General features: G+C 68.3%; 18 protein-coding genes and 1 riboswitch. Of the genes, 5 read left to right on the top strand and 13 right to left on the bottom strand.

The features are described 5' to 3' along the window. Nucleotides 1-16: 16 nt before the first annotated feature. From hemC to hemE, 6 genes are all read right to left on the bottom strand, one after another. Nucleotides 17-1,015, bottom strand: a complete 999-nt coding sequence (gene hemC, locus PV761_RS06680) for a hydroxymethylbilane synthase (protein WP_028272591.1) — start codon at nucleotides 1,013-1,015, stop codon at nucleotides 17-19. Then, nucleotides 1,012-2,292, bottom strand: coding sequence for a ferrochelatase (locus PV761_RS06675; protein ID WP_347895359.1), 1,281 nt, complete (start codon nucleotides 2,290-2,292; stop codon nucleotides 1,012-1,014). The genes hemC and PV761_RS06675 overlap by 4 nt, the downstream gene beginning before the upstream one ends. Beyond that, complete coding sequence (gene hemQ, locus PV761_RS06670) at nucleotides 2,289-3,014, bottom strand: hydrogen peroxide-dependent heme synthase (protein WP_028272589.1); 726 nt, start codon at nucleotides 3,012-3,014, stop codon at nucleotides 2,289-2,291. Before hemQ ends, PV761_RS06675 begins: the two co-directional genes overlap by 4 nt. A gap of 100 nt (nucleotides 3,015-3,114) precedes the next feature. Then, complete coding sequence (locus tag PV761_RS06665; protein WP_347895357.1) at nucleotides 3,115-4,053, bottom strand: hypothetical protein; 939 nt, start codon at nucleotides 4,051-4,053, stop codon at nucleotides 3,115-3,117. A gap of 66 nt (nucleotides 4,054-4,119) precedes the next feature. After that, nucleotides 4,120-5,571: a protoporphyrinogen oxidase gene (hemG, locus tag PV761_RS06660; RefSeq protein ID WP_347895355.1), complete on the bottom strand. Its 1,452-nt coding sequence runs from the start codon at nucleotides 5,569-5,571 to the stop codon at nucleotides 4,120-4,122. Nucleotides 5,572-5,574: 3 nt separating this feature from the next. Beyond that, entirely contained in the window at nucleotides 5,575-6,696 is a 1,122-nt protein-coding gene (gene hemE, locus PV761_RS06655) for a uroporphyrinogen decarboxylase (protein ID WP_347895353.1), read from the bottom strand. A 158-nt stretch (nucleotides 6,697-6,854) separates the two neighbouring features. Here hemE and PV761_RS06650 point away from each other — a divergent pair, with 158 nt between their 5' ends. Next, complete coding sequence (locus PV761_RS06650; protein WP_347895351.1) at nucleotides 6,855-8,195, top strand: glutamyl-tRNA reductase; 1,341 nt, start codon at nucleotides 6,855-6,857, stop codon at nucleotides 8,193-8,195. Nucleotides 8,196-8,220: 25 nt separating this feature from the next. Here the strand turns inward: PV761_RS06650 and PV761_RS06645 are convergent, their stop codons facing one another. Next, on the bottom strand, nucleotides 8,221-9,249 hold the full coding sequence (locus tag PV761_RS06645; RefSeq protein ID WP_347895349.1) for an SDR family NAD(P)-dependent oxidoreductase: 1,029 nt from the start codon (nucleotides 9,247-9,249) through the stop codon (nucleotides 8,221-8,223). Between the two features lie 81 nt (nucleotides 9,250-9,330). Beyond that, nucleotides 9,331-10,530 carry a molybdopterin-synthase adenylyltransferase MoeB gene (moeB, locus tag PV761_RS06640; protein WP_347895347.1) on the bottom strand — a complete coding sequence of 400 codons (1,200 nt, stop codon included), beginning with the start codon at nucleotides 10,528-10,530 and terminating at the stop codon, nucleotides 9,331-9,333. Nucleotides 10,531-10,614: 84 nt separating this feature from the next. Between moeB and PV761_RS06635 the strand changes: the two genes are divergently transcribed. From PV761_RS06635 to PV761_RS06625, 3 genes are read left to right on the top strand one after another with little or no spacing between them, the layout of a single operon-like run. Next, nucleotides 10,615-11,283, top strand: coding sequence for a TetR/AcrR family transcriptional regulator (locus PV761_RS06635; protein ID WP_028272582.1), 669 nt, complete (start codon nucleotides 10,615-10,617; stop codon nucleotides 11,281-11,283). Between the two features lie 51 nt (nucleotides 11,284-11,334). Beyond that, the gene (locus PV761_RS06630) at nucleotides 11,335-11,559 is read left to right on the top strand and encodes a DUF3107 domain-containing protein (RefSeq protein ID WP_028272581.1); all 225 of its coding nucleotides are present in this window, start codon (nucleotides 11,335-11,337) and stop codon (nucleotides 11,557-11,559) included. Between the two features lie 46 nt (nucleotides 11,560-11,605). After that, nucleotides 11,606-11,908, top strand: a complete 303-nt coding sequence (locus tag PV761_RS06625; protein ID WP_028272580.1) for a hypothetical protein — start codon at nucleotides 11,606-11,608, stop codon at nucleotides 11,906-11,908. Nucleotides 11,909-11,914: 6 nt separating this feature from the next. Here the strand turns inward: PV761_RS06625 and PV761_RS06620 are convergent, their stop codons facing one another. From PV761_RS06620 to thiO, 4 genes are all read right to left on the bottom strand, one after another. Beyond that, nucleotides 11,915-12,580, bottom strand: a complete 666-nt coding sequence (locus PV761_RS06620; protein ID WP_347895344.1) for a 4a-hydroxytetrahydrobiopterin dehydratase — start codon at nucleotides 12,578-12,580, stop codon at nucleotides 11,915-11,917. Between the two features lie 27 nt (nucleotides 12,581-12,607). Beyond that, nucleotides 12,608-13,426 (bottom strand): thiazole synthase, encoded by an 819-nt coding sequence (locus PV761_RS06615; protein ID WP_028272579.1) that lies wholly within the window; start codon nucleotides 13,424-13,426, stop codon nucleotides 12,608-12,610. Nucleotides 13,427-13,431: 5 nt separating this feature from the next. Continuing rightward, the gene (gene thiS, locus PV761_RS06610) at nucleotides 13,432-13,668 is read right to left on the bottom strand and encodes a sulfur carrier protein ThiS (protein WP_028272578.1); all 237 of its coding nucleotides are present in this window, start codon (nucleotides 13,666-13,668) and stop codon (nucleotides 13,432-13,434) included. Continuing rightward, nucleotides 13,665-15,002 (bottom strand): glycine oxidase ThiO, encoded by a 1,338-nt coding sequence (gene thiO / locus PV761_RS06605; protein ID WP_347895341.1) that lies wholly within the window; start codon nucleotides 15,000-15,002, stop codon nucleotides 13,665-13,667. Before thiO ends, thiS begins: the two co-directional genes overlap by 4 nt. Continuing rightward, nucleotides 14,989-15,108, bottom strand: a riboswitch (TPP riboswitch). Its footprint overlaps the gene before it by 14 nt. 26 nt (nucleotides 15,109-15,134) lie before the next feature. Between thiO and thiE the strand changes: the two genes are divergently transcribed. Further along, complete coding sequence (thiE, locus tag PV761_RS06600) at nucleotides 15,135-15,815, top strand: thiamine phosphate synthase (protein ID WP_347895339.1); 681 nt, start codon at nucleotides 15,135-15,137, stop codon at nucleotides 15,813-15,815. On the opposite strand, the gene PV761_RS06595 is transcribed toward thiE, so the two are convergent. Continuing rightward, nucleotides 15,816-16,490 carry a ferritin-like fold-containing protein gene (locus PV761_RS06595; protein WP_347895337.1) on the bottom strand — a complete coding sequence of 225 codons (675 nt, stop codon included), beginning with the start codon at nucleotides 16,488-16,490 and terminating at the stop codon, nucleotides 15,816-15,818. Between the last annotated feature and the right edge of the window lie 13 nt (nucleotides 16,491-16,503).

Genomic DNA, 16,503 nt, shown 5'->3' with positions numbered 1-16,503 from the left:
GGCGGGCTCCGCCGGTTCAGGAAGCGGCAAGGTCCGCGATATCGGCTGCGCCGGCCGCCAGCAGCACCTCGGCAAGTTCAATGCCCAGAAGCGTGGCGCCCACCTCGGTGAGCCCGTCTGTTGCCCGCTTGTCGCGGACGGAGGCTTTCCCGTCGACCGCGCAGACCGCGGCCTCCAGGTACAGCATGCTTCCCTTGCGGAACGCGTAGGCGCCCACCGGGGCCGCGCAACCCGCCTCCAGCCGGGCCAGGAGTGCCCGCTCAGCCGTAACCGCCAGCCTGGTGTCCGTGTCATCGAGCGCTGCCAGCGCCTGCGCCAGCGGCCCCTGGGAGCCCTCGGTGGACCCGGGTTTCCGCGGCGCATCAGCGGTGCGGCACTCGATGGCCAGTGAGCCCTGGCCGGCGGCCGGAAGCATCACGTCCGTTTCGAGGTATTCGCTGATGGTGTCCAGCCGGCCGATGCGCTCAAGGCCGGCAGCCGCCAGCACAACGGCGTCGAGGTCGCAGGATTTTCCGTCCACCACGGCGTCGGTAAGGTTGCCCGGCAGGCCGGGGACACGGCCCAGGCGGGTGTCCACGTTGCCGCGGATGTCCACGACGTCCAGGTCGGGACGGGCTGCGCGGAGCTGCGCCGCCCGGCGCGGGGATCCGGTACCCACCCGGGCGCCCTGCGGCAGGTCGGCCAGCTTGAAACCGTCGCGGGCACAGAGCACGTCGCGGACGTCCACGCGCTTTGGCGTCGCAGCAAGGGTCAGCCCCGGAGCGGCTCCGGTGGGCAGGTCCTTGAGCGAGTGCACGGCAACGTCGCACTGGTCCCGCAGCAGCGCATCGCGCAAGGCCGCAACGAACACACCCGTGCCGCCCATCTGCGAGAGCGAGCCGGTCAGGACGTCTCCGTCGGTCCTGATGTGCACGAGTTCCACCGGGAAACCGCCGATGGCGGCAAGCTGGTCCGCGGTCTGTTGGGTCTGGGTGAGCGCCAGCTTGCTGGCGCGCGTCCCGATACGCACTGTCACAGCGATTCCTGTCCCGCCGCCCGGGCAGCCGGCGCGGCAGCAGGGTCCGAGGGGTAGGGGTCGTGGCCCGTACCGACGGTGGTGTCCGCTCCCGCGATGGTGGGCTTCTCGCCCCGGAAATTGGCGCAGCAGCCGGGGCGGCAGACGTCGTACCAGGGGCCGAGGTCGGTCAGGTGGGGCCGGTCGGCAATGTTGTTCGCGGCAGTGCGCTCACAGATCAGGTCCACGATGCCGCCCACGAACTTGCGGTGGGTGCCGGGGGTGGGCACCCGGGTTGCGGCGAGGCCGTGGTTCCGGCAGGTCTCCAGCGCTTCGGTGTCCAGGTCCCAGACAACCTCCATGTGGTCGCTGACGAAGCCCAGGGGAACGATCACGATTCCCTTGACGCCCTGGCCGGCGAGTTCCTCGATGGCGTCGTTGATGTCCGGCTCGAGCCACGGAACGTGCGGGGCTCCGGAGCGGGACTGGTAAACGAGCGACCACGGGGCCGTGTCACCGGTTTCCTCCTCGACCCGGCGGATGACCTCGGCGCCGGATGCCAGGTGCTGGGCCACATAGGCCGAGCCTTCGGCGAACTGGCGCGGCTCGTCCTCCGAACGTCCGGCGGCTTCGGCGTCCCGCGTGGGAATGGAGTGGGTGGCGAAGAGAATGTGGACGGGTGCGTCCGGGGTGCCGGCGGCGGCCAGCTGGGCGCGGACGTCGGCCAGGCCGGCGGCTGTGCCTTCGATGAACGGTTCCACGAAGCCCGGGTGGTCGAAGTACTGGCGGACCTTGTCCACTTCCAGCTTTCCGTCCAGGCCGGTCGAGGTCAGTGCGAGGCCGATGTCTTCGCGGTACTGGCGGCAGCTGGAGTAGCACGAGTAGGCACTCGTGGTGACCATCAGGACCTTGCGGTGGCCGGCGTCGTACACGTCCTGCAGGGTCTGCGGGATGTAAGGATCCCAGTTCCGGTTTCCCCAGAAGACGGGGAGGTCGATGCCGCGGGCGGAAAGTTCGGCTTCGATACCGGCCTTGAGCGCCCGGTTCTGCTGGTTGATCGGGCTGATGCCGCCGTTGGCGCGGTAGTGGTGCGAGACCTCTTCGAGCCGTTCGTCCGGGATCCCGCGGCCGCGGGTGACGTTGCGCAGGAACGGGATGACGTCGTCCTGGCCTTCGGGGCCGCCGAAGGAGGCGAGGAGGACGGCGTCGTACTCTTTTGGCGCCATCCGGCCGGCTTCGGTGACCGGGTTAACGGCGGTGCCGGCGGCAGGCGGGCCCTGCGCTTCGAGCGGGCTCATGCGAGGACCTCGGCGATTTCCCCGGCGGTGACCCGGCGGCCGGTGTAGAACGGGATTTCTTCACGGACGTGGTGCCGGGCCTCGGTGGCGCGCAGGTGGCGCATCAGGTCCACGAGGTCCACCAGTTCGGGGGCCTCGAGGCCGAGGATCCATTCCCAGTCGCCCAGGGCGAACGACGAAACGGTGTTGGAGATGACCTGCGGGAAGTCGCGGCCCAGCAGTCCGTGGTCGCGCAGCATGGCGCCGCGCTCGGCCTCCGGCAGGAGGTACCACTCGTAGGAGCGGACGAACGGGTACACGCAGAGCCACTCGGCGGGTTCCACGCCGCGGGAGAACGCGGGGGTGTGGTTCTTGGCGAATTCGGCCTCGCGGTGCACACCCATGGCCGACCAGACGATCTCAGTGCCTGCGAAAAGGCTGCTGCGGCGGATGTCGCGGACGGCCTGCTGCAGCGCCTCGGGCTTGGGGCCGTGGAGCCACACCATGATGTCCGCATCTGCACGCATGCCCGAAACGTCGTAGCTGCCGCGGTGGACAACCCCCGCGTCCGCAAGGCGGCCCAGCAGGGCTTCGAATTCGACGGCAGCGTCGGCGCTGCGCTGGACGTCCGAGGAGCGCTTGAAAACCGTCCAGAGGGTGAAGAACTGCTCTGTTTCTTCGGCTGCTGATTTTCCGGCTACTGATTCGGTTTTACTGACAGATTCGGCAGAAGTGTGGCTCATAGTTACCAGTCTGCCCTCCGGTGCCGCCTAAGTCGAAACCGAACTCTTCTACAACGCGTAGAAGTGCTTAATTTCACAGCCCCTTCAGCCCGCAGCGGGCTCAGATCCGGCGCATCCGCACGTAGGCCACCCCGGCGGCGCAGGCCAGCGCTACCAGCCCGGCACCCCACCAGACCTGGGGAGACATTTCGCCCATCGGCGAGACGCTCACGGCGGACCTCATGACCGGTGCGCTCGAGACGCCGTAGCCGGGTCCGGACAGCGGCAGGACGCCTGCCGAGGTCAACATGGCCATGTTGGCAGGACCGTACCTGTTCGTGGTGGTCCACGCCGACGCGGTAGCGGTGGCCGCCGGCCCTGCAGCCCGGCTGCCGGTCGCCGGCGACGCCGCGCCGGTGGCCGGTATCTTGGCGGAGGTGCCGGGAGCGGTTCCTGCCGTTCCCGGAGCGGCCGGTGCGGCAGTTCCGGGCAGCGACGGGCTTGGCGCCCCGGGAGTGCCGGCCGGGGCCGCGCCGGTGGCGGGAACAGGCGCGGCCGGCGCCTGGGCGGGACCGGTGGACGGCCCTGCGGCTCCGCCTGCGGGAGCCGGTGCCGGTGCCGGTGCCGGCGTGCCCGACGGCGCGCTGCTTTCGGAGGGAGACGGCGACGGCGACGGCGTCTCCGGGTCAGGCGACGGTGAAGGCGTCACCGGGTCGGTCGTCGGAGACGGTGACGGTGTGGGCTGCGTCCGTTGTCCGGGCGGCGTCTGCTTGCCGGAGCCCGGTGCGGACGGGCGGGTGGGATCACCCTTGGGTCCCAGGACCACGGAGGCCCAGATATCCAGCGAGGGAACACCGGCTTCCACGGACGTCGTCGTGGCGGCGTCAGCGCCATCTGTGGTGTCCGGAGCCGGAACGAGGGACACAGCGTTGGATGCAGGAACACCTGCGGAAAGGACTAGTACCGCTCCGAGCGCCGCTGCTGCCGTGCCGCGCCGAAGACCCCCATGGAAACCAGTCAGCGTTCGAGTTTCTTCGGACTTCTGAATGACCATAGTCATCGACCCTAGCCAGAAAAACGTGCCATTAGAAACTTGCAAAGTAGCCCTGCAGGCGGTACTCGCGGGCTAGTGGAGGCTGTCCGCGATCTGTTTTTTGGTGTCGGCGACGACGGCCGCCAGGCCGTTGCCCGCCAGCCACCCGCCCACCATGACGAGCCTTCCGTCAGCAGCGCACACCCGGCGGACTTCCGCCACCCGCTGTCGATGGCCCACGGCTGCGAACGGCAGCACTCCGCCCCAGCTGACCACGTCCCAGTCGAGCACGTCATCGGCTGTGACAGGCACTGTCAGCAGGGCCGACGCATCCCGTAAGGCCGCATCAAGCAGGGCATGGCCACCCGCGCGGGAGCCGGCGCCGACCGGAGCGGCGGGACCGTCTTCAGGGAGCTGCTCACCCCGGCCGTATGACAGCCGGACGACGTGGGTGCCCGGCCCCGCTGCGGCCGCCAGCCAGTCCCACTTGGCGGTGGCGTGGGTCAATGCCTTGGCCTCGATGCCGGGTGTCTGCGGGGCCACCAGGATGCCCGTTCCCCGTGGCCGGCGGTCGAGTTCCGGGAGGTCAACAACTAGTGTCACAAGCTTTACGTCCGGACCGGCAGCCGGGCGGTGGCCGCCAAGGTCCGGCACGGCGTCCTGCAGCAGTCCCACGGCGGACGGGCCGTCAAGGGCCACCACCAGCAGGCCGGCCTCGTACGTTTGGTCCCCGGCCGAAACCCGCCAACCGTCAGCCGTCCTGGCCACCGCCCCTGCCGGGGTTCCGGTCAGGAGCGTGACGCCGCGCCGGCGCAGCTCCGCCACGAGGGCGCTGATCATTGTGTGCATGCCGCCGTGGAGGCCGGCGACGGCGGATCCCGCTTTGCTGCCCTGCGCCGGGGTGCCCCGGCGCTGGGCGGCGACGGCGGCAGCCAGGGAACCGTGGGCCCTGATTCCGTCGCGGAGTCCGGGCGCCACCATGTCCACGTCGAGGAGCGCGGGATCAGCGGAATGTACGCCGCCCACCACGGGCTCGACGAGCCGCTCCAGGACGCGGCGGCCCATCCGCTGCCGGACCAGGGCCGAGACGCTCATGATGCCCGCGCGGGTGCCCGCGGAAGCCGGCAGGAACCTGTCCAGTGAAGCCCGGAGGGAGCCGGCCAGTCCCAGCGTCCGTCGCACTTCGGGATCCCACGGGCTGGCCGGAATGCCCAGGACGCCGGTTTTGGGAAGTTCACGCGCGCCTTCGGGGAGCTGGACCCAGGCGCCGCCAGGATGGGGTGCCACGATACTGCCGGCGATGCCCAGTTCCGCCGCGAGGTCCGCTACGGCGCTTGAACGGGTGGCGAAGGACTCCGCTCCGCTGTCCAGCGTCAGGCCGCCCACCACATGGCTGCCCACGCAGCCGCCCCAGGCTTCAGTGGCTTCCAGGACGGTGACGTGCCTGCCGGTTTTGGCTAGCTCAAGGGCGGCGAGCAGGCCTGAAACGCCGCCTCCCACCACCACCGCCGTAGGAACGGACGCTTCCGGCGTGGCTGCGCTCACCATTTACTCCGGGGAAATCGAGTGAATAAGTTCGACGACTCGCGTCAGGACGTCAGGGTCGGTCTCCGGCGGCACGCCGTGGCCCAGGTTCAGGACGTGGCCGGGGGCGGCAGACCCGGCCCGGATGACCTCCCGGACGTGCGCTTCGAGGACTGACCACGGAGCTGACAGCAGGGCGGGGTCGATGTTGCCCTGCAGCGGGACGGTCCCGCCCAGCCGGCGGTTCGCTTCGTCCAGCGGCAGCCGGTAGTCAACGCCCACCACGTCGACGCCGACGTCGCGCATGGCCACCAGGAGCTCGGAGGTTCCGGTGCCGAAGTGGATCAGCGGCGCACCGAGGTGGCGGACGTGGTCCAGCGCACGGGCAGAGGCCGGGGCCACGAAGCGTTCGTAGTCGGCCAGCCCCAGCGAGCCCGCCCAGGAGTCGAACAACTGGCCTGCGGAAGCACCGGCTTCCAGCTGGGCGCGCAGGAACATGCCCGAGGCGTCGGCAGCCCAGTTGGCCAGGGCGGTCCAGGTTTCGGGGTCGGCGTGCATCATGGTGCGCGGGCCGAGGTGGTCGCGGGAGGGCTTGCCTTCAACCATGTACGCGGCGAGGGTGAAGGGCGCACCTGCGAAACCGATCAGCGGCGTTTTGCCGAGCTGGGCAACGGTAAGGCGGACGGCTTCCCGGATCGGCTCCAGCGCTTCCCAGGTCAGCTTCGGGAGCGCCGCGACGTCCGCGGCAGTGCGGACCGGCTTGTCCAGGACCGGACCAACGCCCGGAACGATGTCCACGCCCACGCCGGCCAGTTTCAACGGAATCACGATGTCCGAGAAGAAGATGGCGGCGTCGACGTCGTGCCGGCGCACGGGCTGCAGCGTGATCTCGGAGGCCAGCTCGGGGCGCAGGCAGGAATCCAGCATGGCCACGCCTTCGCGCACCTTCAGGTATTCCGGCAGGGAACGGCCGGCCTGCCGCATGAACCAGACGGGCCGACGGCTCGGCTTACCGCCGCGGTAGGCGGTGATGAGCGGCGAATCAGCCGTGCGGCCGTCCATCAGCGGGTGTCCTGCATCCAGGGTGGCATCGGTGAACGGGGCGTCGGAGACCGTTCCGTTGGACGTTGCAGCGCTTGAAGTCATGACTCCGATTGTCCCTAAAGTCGCGCGGAAAAGATAACGACAGGCTGTCATCCGGTCCCGGCCGGCGCCTTCCGTGGCAGGAATCACAGGCCGCCGTGGGGTTCGCCACTGCGCTTTGTTGTTCTACGCCGTGACGTAAAAGCTATGATTGTGATGCTGTGGTTCTTTTTTCATTGGTGGCTACACACGCCGACATCGACCTCGAGACCGTTGCTCAACTGAGCACCGGTGCTTCCGAGCTTGCTACATCCGCACTCTCCGGGTCGCCGGCAGTGACGGGTGCGGTGGTGCTTGCCACCTGCAACCGCTTCGAAATTTATGGTGAAGCGCCTCATCCGGATGACGTGGAAGCGGCACGCGCCGCCCTAGTTGCCCAGATCAGTGAACGCACCGGACTCAACGAGCAACTGGTCTCCCGCTCATTCAACACGCGCACCGGCGGCGAAGTCAGCCAGCACCTTTTCGCCGTGAGCTCCGGCCTGGACTCGGCTGTGGTCGGCGAACGCGAAATCGCCGGGCAGGTTCGCCGGGCACTCATCACCGCCCAGCATGAAGGCACTGCCAGTTCAGGCCTCGTCCGGCTCTTCCAGGCAGCATCCAAGACCGCCAAGGACGTCGGTGCGCAGACGGCCCTGGGATCCCGCGGACTGTCCATCGTCTCGGTGGCCCTGGATCTCGCCACCGACCTTTCCGAGGACCCCGACTGGTCCGCCAAGAAAGCCGTGGTCTTCGGGACCGGCGCCTACGCGGGCGCCACCATGTCGTTGCTCCGTGAACGCGGGTGCACGGACATTTCCGTCTTTTCCTCCTCCGGACGCGCCGAAGCCTTCGTCGCCACGCGCGGCGGCAAGGCCCTCGACTCCGATTCGCTTCCCACCGCGGTGGCCGCGGCGGACGTCATGATCGGGTGCAGCGGCTCCGATACCCGCGTGGAAGCGGACGAACTCGCCCGTGTCCGCGCCGGCTCACCCCAGACTCTGATCGCCATCGACCTGGCGCTCACCCATGATTTCGACCCCGCAGTGGGAGAGCTCGACGGCGTGGAGCTGCTGACGCTCGAATCCGTGCGGCTCGCTGCTCCCCAGGAGCAGGCCGAATCCCTGGCGCAGGCCAGCGGCATCGTCACCGGCGCGGCCGCAGCGTTCGAGCAGGAGCGCGAGGCCAGGTCCGTGGACTCGGCGATCGTCGCGCTGCGCCGCCACACCATGAACGTCCTCGACGCCGAAATGGAAAAGGTCCGGGCACGCCATGGCTGCACGGCCGCCGCCGAGGAAGTCGAGTTCGCCCTGCGCCGGATGGTCAAGCAGCTGCTGCACGTCCCCACGGTCCGGGCGCGGGAGCTTGCCTCCAACGGCCAGCAGGAACAATACATCGCGGCCCTTGATGCGCTGTACGGCATCACCGTTGAGCAGCCCGCCGCTGCCCCGGCAGCCGAATGCCCCGTGGACCACGGCCAGGCCGGCCCCGCGTCCGCCGACATCCGGCGCGAAACCGCCTAGCCCAAGGCTTCCGGCCGCCCCGGCGTCAGCCGAAGGCGTTTATCCCCGTCATCTCCGCCGAGAGCGTCCACAGGCGTGCAGCATCCGACGGATCCACCGCGTGCGCATCCACTCCCCTGATCCGGGCTTCAGGGCTTCCCGTCCGGGTGGGTTCGGCGATGTCGCAGTCCTCGCAGTAGACCCCGCCCATGCCCTCCAGCGCCGGGGACGTGGCGGCCCACACTGACGTTGCGGCGCCCTGTGCCGGGGTCTTGAACCGGGCATCGACGTTGCCGTCCTGGTCCATCCAGCCGGCGGCCACCATTTCCTCGCGTGGCAGGTGGCGCTGCAGTTCCGTCATGATGCCGCCGGGATGCACGGCGAAGGCCCGAACCCCGGCATCCCGTCCGAGGAAGTCCAGGTGTACGGCGAAGAGGGAGTTGGCCGTCTTGGCCTGGCCGTAGGCCTTCCATTTGTCGTAGCCGGTGTCGAAATTGATGTCGTCGAAACGGATGGGCGAGAGCTTATGCCCGGTGGACGAGAGTGAGATGACGCGCGCGCCCCGTCCGGCGGCCAGCGCGGGCCACAGCAGGTTGGTCAGGGCAAAGTGGCCCAGATGGTTGGTGGCGAACTGCGACTCCCAGCCCGGGCCCACCCGGTGCTCGGGGCTGGCCATGATGGCGGCGTTGTTGATGAGGATGTCCAGGCCGGCGCCTGATTCCCCGGACGCGGACAGGAAGTTGTCCGCAAAGCTTGTCACGCTCGCCAGGTCCGCCAGGTCCAGCGCGCCGACACTTACGGTTCCGCCTTCCGCCCCGGCTGGCAGTGCGAAGTGTATTCCGGCCCCTTCCAGGATTTCCCGCGCATGGCCGGGCCTCCGGGCGCCCACCAGCACCTGGGCGCCGGCGGACACCAGTGCCCGGACCGTCTCCAGCCCCAGTCCGGAGTACCCGCCCGTGACGATGGCAGTCCTGCCGGTGAGGTCGATGCCGGCAATGACTTCAGCGGCGGTCGACTCCTTGCCGAATCCGGAGCCGGTCTTGTGTTGCGGGGTCCTGTTTGTGTCCTGGTTCATTGCTGGGCCTTCCTCGGTGTGCGGTGGCGCGGCTGGTCAGAAGCGTGTTCAGGCTTGGTCAGAAGCGTGTTCAGAGTCCGGTCAGTACACCGGCTTGGAAGGCTCCACTTCCCGGACCCAGGCAAGGATGCCGCCGTCGAGGTGGCTGACCCGCTGGTAGCCTGCCTTGCGCGCGGCTGCCAGGACAGCTGCTGAGCGCGTCCCGGCTTTGCAGTGGAACACGATGTCCTTGTCCTGGGGCAGCTGGGCCCACGCCTCCCCCGCCAGGATCGTGCCCTGCGGGATAAGGACGGAGCCATCGATGCTGACGATGTCATGCTCGCCGGGCTCGCGGACGTCCACGAGTTCGAAATCCTTCAGGCCGGCTTTGCGCGAGGCCAGCATGGTGGCCAACTGCGGGGCCGTCACAGTGTCTTCCTTGGCAGTCTCAGCCTCCGGAACTATTCCGCAGAAGGCCTCGTAGTCGGTGAGTTCCGTGATGCGCTCGGCGGCCGGGTCGCGTGCCACCCTGATCTCCCGCCAGCTTCCGCCGAGGGCGTCGAACAGCGCAACGCGCCCCAGCATGGAGCGCCCGACGCCGGTGATCAGCTTGACTGCCTCGGTGACCATGAGCGAGCCGACGGCGGCGCACAGCATCCCGAACACGCCGCCCTCGCCGCAGGAAGGCACCGAGCCGGCCGGCGGCGCCTCCGGGTAGAGGTCGCGGTAGGTGGGGCCGTACTTCTCCCAGAACACGCTGACCTGGCCGTCGAAGCGGAAAATCGAGCCCCAGACGTAGGGTTTGCCGAGGATGGCGGCGGCGTCATTGACCAGGTAGCGGGTGGCGAAATTGTCGGCGCCGTCCAGGATGAGGTCGTAGCCGGCGAACAGCTCCAGCGCGTTCGAGGCGTCCAGCCTGACATTGTGGAGCTGAACCTCCACCAGGGGGTTCAGAGCGGCAATGGAGTCGCGGGCTGACTCGATCTTGGGCTTTCCCACATCCGCAACCCCGTGGATGACCTGGCGCTGCAGGTTGCTCAGGTCCACGGCGTCGTCGTCGATGATTCCCAAGGTTCCCACGCCCGCAGCGGCAAGATAAAGCAAGGCCGGCGAGCCCAGGCCGCCGGCACCGATAACCAGGACCTTGGCGTTCTTGAGCCTGCGTTGGCCCAGCGTGCCGATTTCGGGAATGATGAGGTGGCGGGAGTAGCGCTCCACCTCTTCGGCGGTCAGGGCATCCGCCGGTTCCACGAGGGGATCCAGGGTTGCAGGGACAGGAGTTGCGGTGAACGTGGAAGCCATACTTCAATGTATGCCCGAAGATGCCGCCAGGTCATATTACCCGCGCGTAAAGTGTAGGTAACTGCAATCGAAAGAAGGCCAACAGTGGTTCATCATGCACCGGTTGATCGGACACAGGCCGGGAAGGCAGCCGCGGGACAGGCGCGCACCGGCGGTGCGCGTTCAGCGCGGCTTCCGCGTGACGAACGGCGCGCCCAGCTGCTGGCCGCCGCGCAGGAAGTCTTCGTGGCCAACGGCTACCACGGTGCGGCCATGGACGAGATCGCGGAAACGGCCCACGTCAGCAAGCCGGTGCTGTACCAGCACTTCCCTTCCAAGCGCGAGCTCTACCTCGCCCTGCTGGACAGCCACCTCAGTGCCCTGACCGAGTTGATGATGGGGGCGCTGAATTCCACCGACGACAACGACGAACGTGTCCAGGCGGTCATGCGGGCCTATTACCGCTTTATTGCCAGTGACGACCAGGCACACCGCCTGGTCTTCGAATCAGACCTGATTAATGACAGCGACGTCAGCTCCAGGCTCGAAACATTCAACAAGGCTTTTGCCGATGCCATCGCGCGGGTCATCGCCGAGGACACCAAGCTCCCCATGCTGGAGGCCCAGCTGCTGGGGCGCGGACTCGCCGGAATGGCGCAGGTCAGCGCGCGTTACTGGCTCGAAACCGACGGAAACCTGGACCTCGATGTGGCCAGCGACCTGATCTATCGTTTAGCTTGGCGCGGAATCTCCCGCTTTCCCAAGGAAACCTAGACTACAAATAGAGAACACCTTTAGAACTTTGATTGGCTGGGAGGCCTCGCTGTGGAAGTAAAGATCGGCATTCAGAACATCGGCCGCGAAATTGTGCTGGAATCGGCTCAGGATGCTGACGCTGTTGCAAAGCTCGTCGAGGAAGCCATCGCCAAGGGCTCCGAGCTTCGCCTGGCTGACGAAAAAGGCCGTGTGGTCATCGTTCCCGCCAACGTCCTGGGCTACGTCGAAATCGGGGCAGAAGAAGCCCGCCGCGTCGGTTTCGGCCAGCTCTAGGCCCCCGCTTAGCCCAACCCGCCCCGCAGCAAGGAGTTCGCCGAAAATGCTTTCCCTGGTCATCGTGGCCCTGGTCACCGCTGCCGCAGGCTTTGTTGTCTGGGCCAACGACCGGCGCCACGCGAAGTACGGCATCGCCATGCCGCCGGGCGTCTCCGTCGCCGTGGGGATGCTGAGCTGGATCATCTTCATGGCAGCGGGGCTTGGCTACCAGCCCGGCCTGACGTGGATTCCGTGGGTTCTGCCCATGGTCCTGGGCACCGGGGCGGCACTCGCCGCCGCGGTGTACCTGGGCCGCAAGCGCACCCTGCATGACACGAGGCAGCTGACGGCCGCCCTCAGGCTCTAGCCGGAGCTACAGATCCGGTTCGTGCCCTTCCTCGGTGCAGAGGCACAGCCGGTTTCCCTGAGCATCCGTGACCACCACCCAGTTGGGTGCGTGGTCACGGTTCATTAAGGCCCCTGTGGCGGCTGTTTTCTCCAGTGCCGGGCCGGATTCCGCCTTGCTGCGGTGGATGTCCAGGTGGAAGCGGTTCTCGTTCGGGGCGGGCGTTTGCTGGAACCAGACTCCGGGGCCGCGGCCGTAGGGGTCAACCAGGTCGCCGTACCGGCCTTTCCGGTAGCCAAGGGCAGTCCGCCACACCTCGGAAATCTCGTCGGGGTTTGCCGTGTCGATGGCGATCTCCACCGTCCGGTACAAGCCGGGTTCCACGGCCGCCGAGGCCGCAGCGGCCGCCAGGCTCACGGCCGCAGCTGCGGCGACGTCACGCTCCGTCACCTCCGTGCCGGCGTCGTGCGAGGTGAAGCGGATGAACACCCTGTTGTAGCGCCAGTCCAGGTCCGGGTGGTGGTTTTGTTCCTCAGCAAGGCGCCCGACGGCGGCAATCAGGTCAAGCGCTCCGGCCGCCGTCGGCGTCTTGAAAACGGTCACCAGGCCGCCCAGCCGGTACCTCCAGTCGGGCAGGTCCGCCAGGGCGGCGTCGATCCGGGCTCGGGTCAGAACATCTTCCTTGCCGGTCACCGCTGGCTCCTTGCATGGTTCGGACTGCTACAGGAACTCCGCCCGGCCTTCCATGGCGGACGAGGCAAGGGCGTGTTCGCGGCGCGGAATCCGGCCGGCCGCCTTCGCCAGCCTACCGGCGATGACAGCGTGTTTGAAGGCCTCTCCCATCATCGCCGGGTTCTGCGCCCGGGTCACTGCGGTCGCCAGCAGCACGGCGTCGCAGCCCAGCTCCATGGCCAGGGCCGCGTCGGACGCCGTACCGATGCCGGCGTCCAGCACCACGGGAACGGATGCCCTGGAAACGATGAGCTCGATGTTGTGCGGGTTCAGGATGCCCAGGCCGGTGCCGATGGGCGATCCGAGCGGCATGACGGCCGTGGCTCCGAGGTTCTCCAGCCGCAGGGCCAGCACGGGATCGTCATTCGTGTAGGCGAACACCTTGAACCCGCGGTTGACCAGTTGTTCGGTGGCGTCCACCAGCTCAACGGCGTCCGGCAGGAGGGTGTGTTCGTCGGCAATCACTTCAAGCTTCACCCAGTCCGTTTCCAGGGCTTCCCGCGCCAGTTCCGCAGTCATGACGGCGTCGCGTGCCGTGAAGCAGCCCGCCGTATTGGGCAGCACCCTGATGTTGTGGTCCACCAGGAGCTGGAACAGCGAACCCGTTTCCGCCGGGGAGTAGCGGCGCATGGCCACGGTGGTCAGCTCCGTGCCCGACGCGATTAGAGCCGCCCCCAGGCCGTCCAGGCTGGGCGCGCCGCCGGTGCCCATGATCAGCCGTGATCCCAGGTGGACACCGTCCACGATGAAGGGGTCCGCCGTGTGCTGTGCGGTCCCTGCCGCGCCGGCAACCGTAGTTCCTGCCATGATGCTCAACCTCCCTGTACTGCGGTAACGAGTTCGACGTCGTCGCCCTCGGCGAGCGCCGTGACGAACCACTGGCTGCGCGGCACCACCTCGGAGTTCCGGGCCACTGCGACGCCCAGTTTCCGACCGTCGGCGGCCTGCCCGCTGGGGGCGAGGTTCCTGCCCGTGACCTGGCTGATGAGGGTGGTGACGGACGCGCCGTCCTCCACCGCATGGACGGTGCCGTTCAGAGTGATGTTCATGCTGTTTCCTTGTTCGGGTCAATTGTGACGATGTTCAGTGGCGCTGCCGGCGTTCCCGGCGTCGGCGAGGGGACGGAAAACCGGTCGGGCCGGAAGGGCGCCCAGCGGGGATCGGCGTTGCCGTCCATGAGCTGCCTGCAGATGGACCCCGCCGCAGGAGTGAGCAGGACACCGTGCCGGAAGAACCCGGTGGCAATGATCAACCCCTCGACGTCGCCGCCGGTTCCCGCGGCGGCTACGCGCCCCAGCAGGGGCGCGTTGTCCGGTGTTCCCGGACGGGCCCGCGCCGTGGCTTCCAGGAGTTCCAGTTCGGCGACGGCCGGAACCAGCACCTGCGCGTCACGGAGCAGCTGGTAGACGCCGCCGGCGGAAACAGCTGAACGGGCCGGCGTTGCGTGTTCGGTTCCAAGGCCGGCAGCCTCTGCCCCCGGGAGGGCGTCTTCACGCTGGGTGGCCCCGATCACCACGGTTCCGTCCTGCCGGGGCACGATGTAGACGGGAACCCCATGGACCATGCCGCGGACGGTGGATGTCAGCAGCGGCCGCAGGTAGGCGGGGACCCGAAGGCGCAGGATGTCGCCGTACACCGGGCGGAGGGGCAGCTTCAGTCCCGCCGGCAACCCGTTGAGGGCCGCAGACTCCAGCCCGTTGGCAATGATCGTCTCCCCGGCATGCACCGCACCTCCCCCGGCCAGGCTGACGCCGCTGACCCGCCCGTCCGCCCACAGCAGGCCGTCCGCCCGCCGGCGCACGGCGGAACCTGCCAGCGACTCGGCGATCAGGGCAAGGAGCTTGCGGGGATCCACCTGGTGGTCCGCCGGGATGTCGAAGGCACAGGAGATTCCGGGGCTCAGCAACGGTTCCCGTGCCCGCGCCTCCCTGACAGTCAGCGGTTCCACCGTGAGGCCGCTCGACAGCTGGACGCCGCGCAGGTCGGCGAGCGCCCGGCGGTCGGCGGCGTCGGCACCCACGGCGAGGGTCGACGTCGTGAGGTAGCCGGTGTCCGGGCCGCCGCTGCCGGATTCCCCGGGTTTCCCCCGGGGTTGAAGGCTCGCGGCAAAGCCGGGCCACAGCGCGGAGGAGTGAAGCATGAGCTCCAGGAGGTCCTCCTCCTGGTAGTGGAGTTCGCTGACCGGTGCCAGCATGCCGGCGGCGGCCCAGCTCGCTCCGGTGCCGGGCGCGTCATCGATGAGCACCACGGACCGGCCCGACTGCCGGGCCTCCCAGGCGATGCCGTGGCCGATGATTCCACCGCCAACCACGGCGACGTCGGCGCTGATGTCGCGGCTGCGCGCGGCGGGGCTGCCCGTTGGGGATTGCGGGGTCATTGTCATCCTTCCCTACGCCGGTACTAACCGGATCAGGTCAAGCGGTCGGCTCTGACGCCCTCTCAGCCCTGCAGCTTTGTGACAGCTGCCGCGGGCTCCCGCGGTACTCCCCCAGTTTAGGGGAACTAGGCTGGTGCCATGACCGAGCAAGCTCTCCTCACTGACGCCCGCCTGTACCTCTGCACCGACGCCCGCACGGATCGCGGCGACTTCGAAGACTTCGTCGATGCCGCCTACGCCGGCGGCGTCGACATCATCCAGCTCCGCGACAAGAACCTGGAGGCAGCCGAAGAACTCGAGCTTCTTGATGTGCTGCAGTCCGTTGCGCGCCGCCACGGACGCCTCTGGTCGGTCAACGACCGCGCGGATGTCGCCTCGCTCTCCGGCGCACCGGTGCTGCACATCGGGCAGAAGGATCTTCCGCTGGCGGCTGCCCGGAAGTTCCTCGGCAACGACGCCGTAATCGGCCTGTCAACGCACGGCACCGAACAGATCGACGCCGCGGTGGCCGCCTCCCGCGGTACCGGCGGGCTGGACTACTTCTGCGTGGGGCCGGTCTGGGCCACGCCCACGAAGCCGGGCCGGGCCGCCGTCGGCCTCGACCTGGTCCGCTACGCGGCCCGGGCCAGCGGCAACGAAACAGCAGGCGGGACCACGGTCCCGTGGTTCGCCATCGGCGGCGTTGACCTGGGCAACGTCGAGCAGGTGGTGGCTGCAGGGGCGCAGCGGATCGTGGTGGTCCGCGCCATCACCGAGGCTGACGACCCCGCCGCAGCCGCGCGGTCACTGCTCGAAGCGCTCGACGCCGGCGCATCCTGACTACCCGGTCAGTCCGAGCTGCGTCATCCGCTTGGAGTGGTTTTCCGCCAGCCCGGCGATCAGGCCGCTGACCAGCTCCTTCGCCGCGGCGGTGTCCTCACCGCCGATCAGGTTTCCGGGGAACGCGTGCTCGTAGCTGACGCGCTGTGCCTGGGTCAGGGCTTCGCCCAGCAGCCGCCTGCCCCAAAGCGCCAGCCTGGAGGCGAGCCTGGGATCATCGGCGAGGGCGCCCTTGAGCCGGTCGCGGAGAACCTCCGTCGTTTCATCGGAGGCCTGGATCTGTTCGATGAGCTCCCGTGTATCGGCGTCGACGTAGTGTGAGATGGCCCGGTAGAAGTCGGCGGAGACCGTGTCGATGACATAGGCCTTCATCAGCGATTCGAACCAGTCGGCCGGGCGTGTCCGCGAGTGGAAATAGTCCACTGCCGGCTGGAACGGCAACATGGCGTCCTCGGCGTCGAACCCCCTGGCCTCGAGCCTGGCGCTCACCAGTTCGTAGTGCCGGAACTCCACTACGGCGATCCTGCCGAGCACGGCACGGTCGTGGAGGGTGGGTGAATAGCGCGCGTCGGCGGCAAAACGCTCAAAGGCCGACAGCTCGCCGTAGGCCATCATTCCGAACAGGTCTGTGACGAAGCGGTTGTAGCGAGCAGTGTCAGCCGAGGTTGAGCTCATCGTCCAAGACTAA

Origin of the sequence: Arthrobacter sp. CC3 (genome assembly GCF_039907775.1) — a bacterium.
Lineage (GTDB): Bacteria > Actinomycetota > Actinomycetes > Actinomycetales > Micrococcaceae > Arthrobacter.
Note: the sequence above shows the minus strand (reverse complement) of the source record. Positions and strands in the feature narration are given on the sequence as shown.

Coding starts and splice junctions, on each gene's coding strand:
- PV761_RS06675 (WP_347895359.1), bottom strand. CDS start 2,292: ATGAGCCCGCTCGAAGCGCAGGGCCCGCCTGCCGCCGGCACCGCCGTT.
- hemQ (WP_028272589.1), bottom strand. CDS start 3,014: ATGAGCCACACTTCTGCCGAATCTGTCAGTAAAACCGAATCAGTAGCC.
- PV761_RS06665 (WP_347895357.1), bottom strand. CDS start 4,053: ATGACTATGGTCATTCAGAAGTCCGAAGAAACTCGAACGCTGACTGGT.
- hemE (WP_347895353.1), bottom strand. CDS start 6,696: ATGACTTCAAGCGCTGCAACGTCCAACGGAACGGTCTCCGACGCCCCG.
- PV761_RS06645 (WP_347895349.1), bottom strand. CDS start 9,249: ATGAACCAGGACACAAACAGGACCCCGCAACACAAGACCGGCTCCGGA.
- moeB (WP_347895347.1), bottom strand. CDS start 10,530: ATGGCTTCCACGTTCACCGCAACTCCTGTCCCTGCAACCCTGGATCCC.
- PV761_RS06625 (WP_028272580.1), top strand. CDS start 11,606: ATGCTTTCCCTGGTCATCGTGGCCCTGGTCACCGCTGCCGCAGGCTTT.
- PV761_RS06615 (WP_028272579.1), bottom strand. CDS start 13,426: ATGGCAGGAACTACGGTTGCCGGCGCGGCAGGGACCGCACAGCACACG.
- thiS (WP_028272578.1), bottom strand. CDS start 13,668: ATGAACATCACTCTGAACGGCACCGTCCATGCGGTGGAGGACGGCGCG.
- thiO (WP_347895341.1), bottom strand. CDS start 15,002: ATGACAATGACCCCGCAATCCCCAACGGGCAGCCCCGCCGCGCGCAGC.
- thiE (WP_347895339.1), top strand. CDS start 15,135: ATGACCGAGCAAGCTCTCCTCACTGACGCCCGCCTGTACCTCTGCACC.
- PV761_RS06595 (WP_347895337.1), bottom strand. CDS start 16,490: ATGAGCTCAACCTCGGCTGACACTGCTCGCTACAACCGCTTCGTCACA.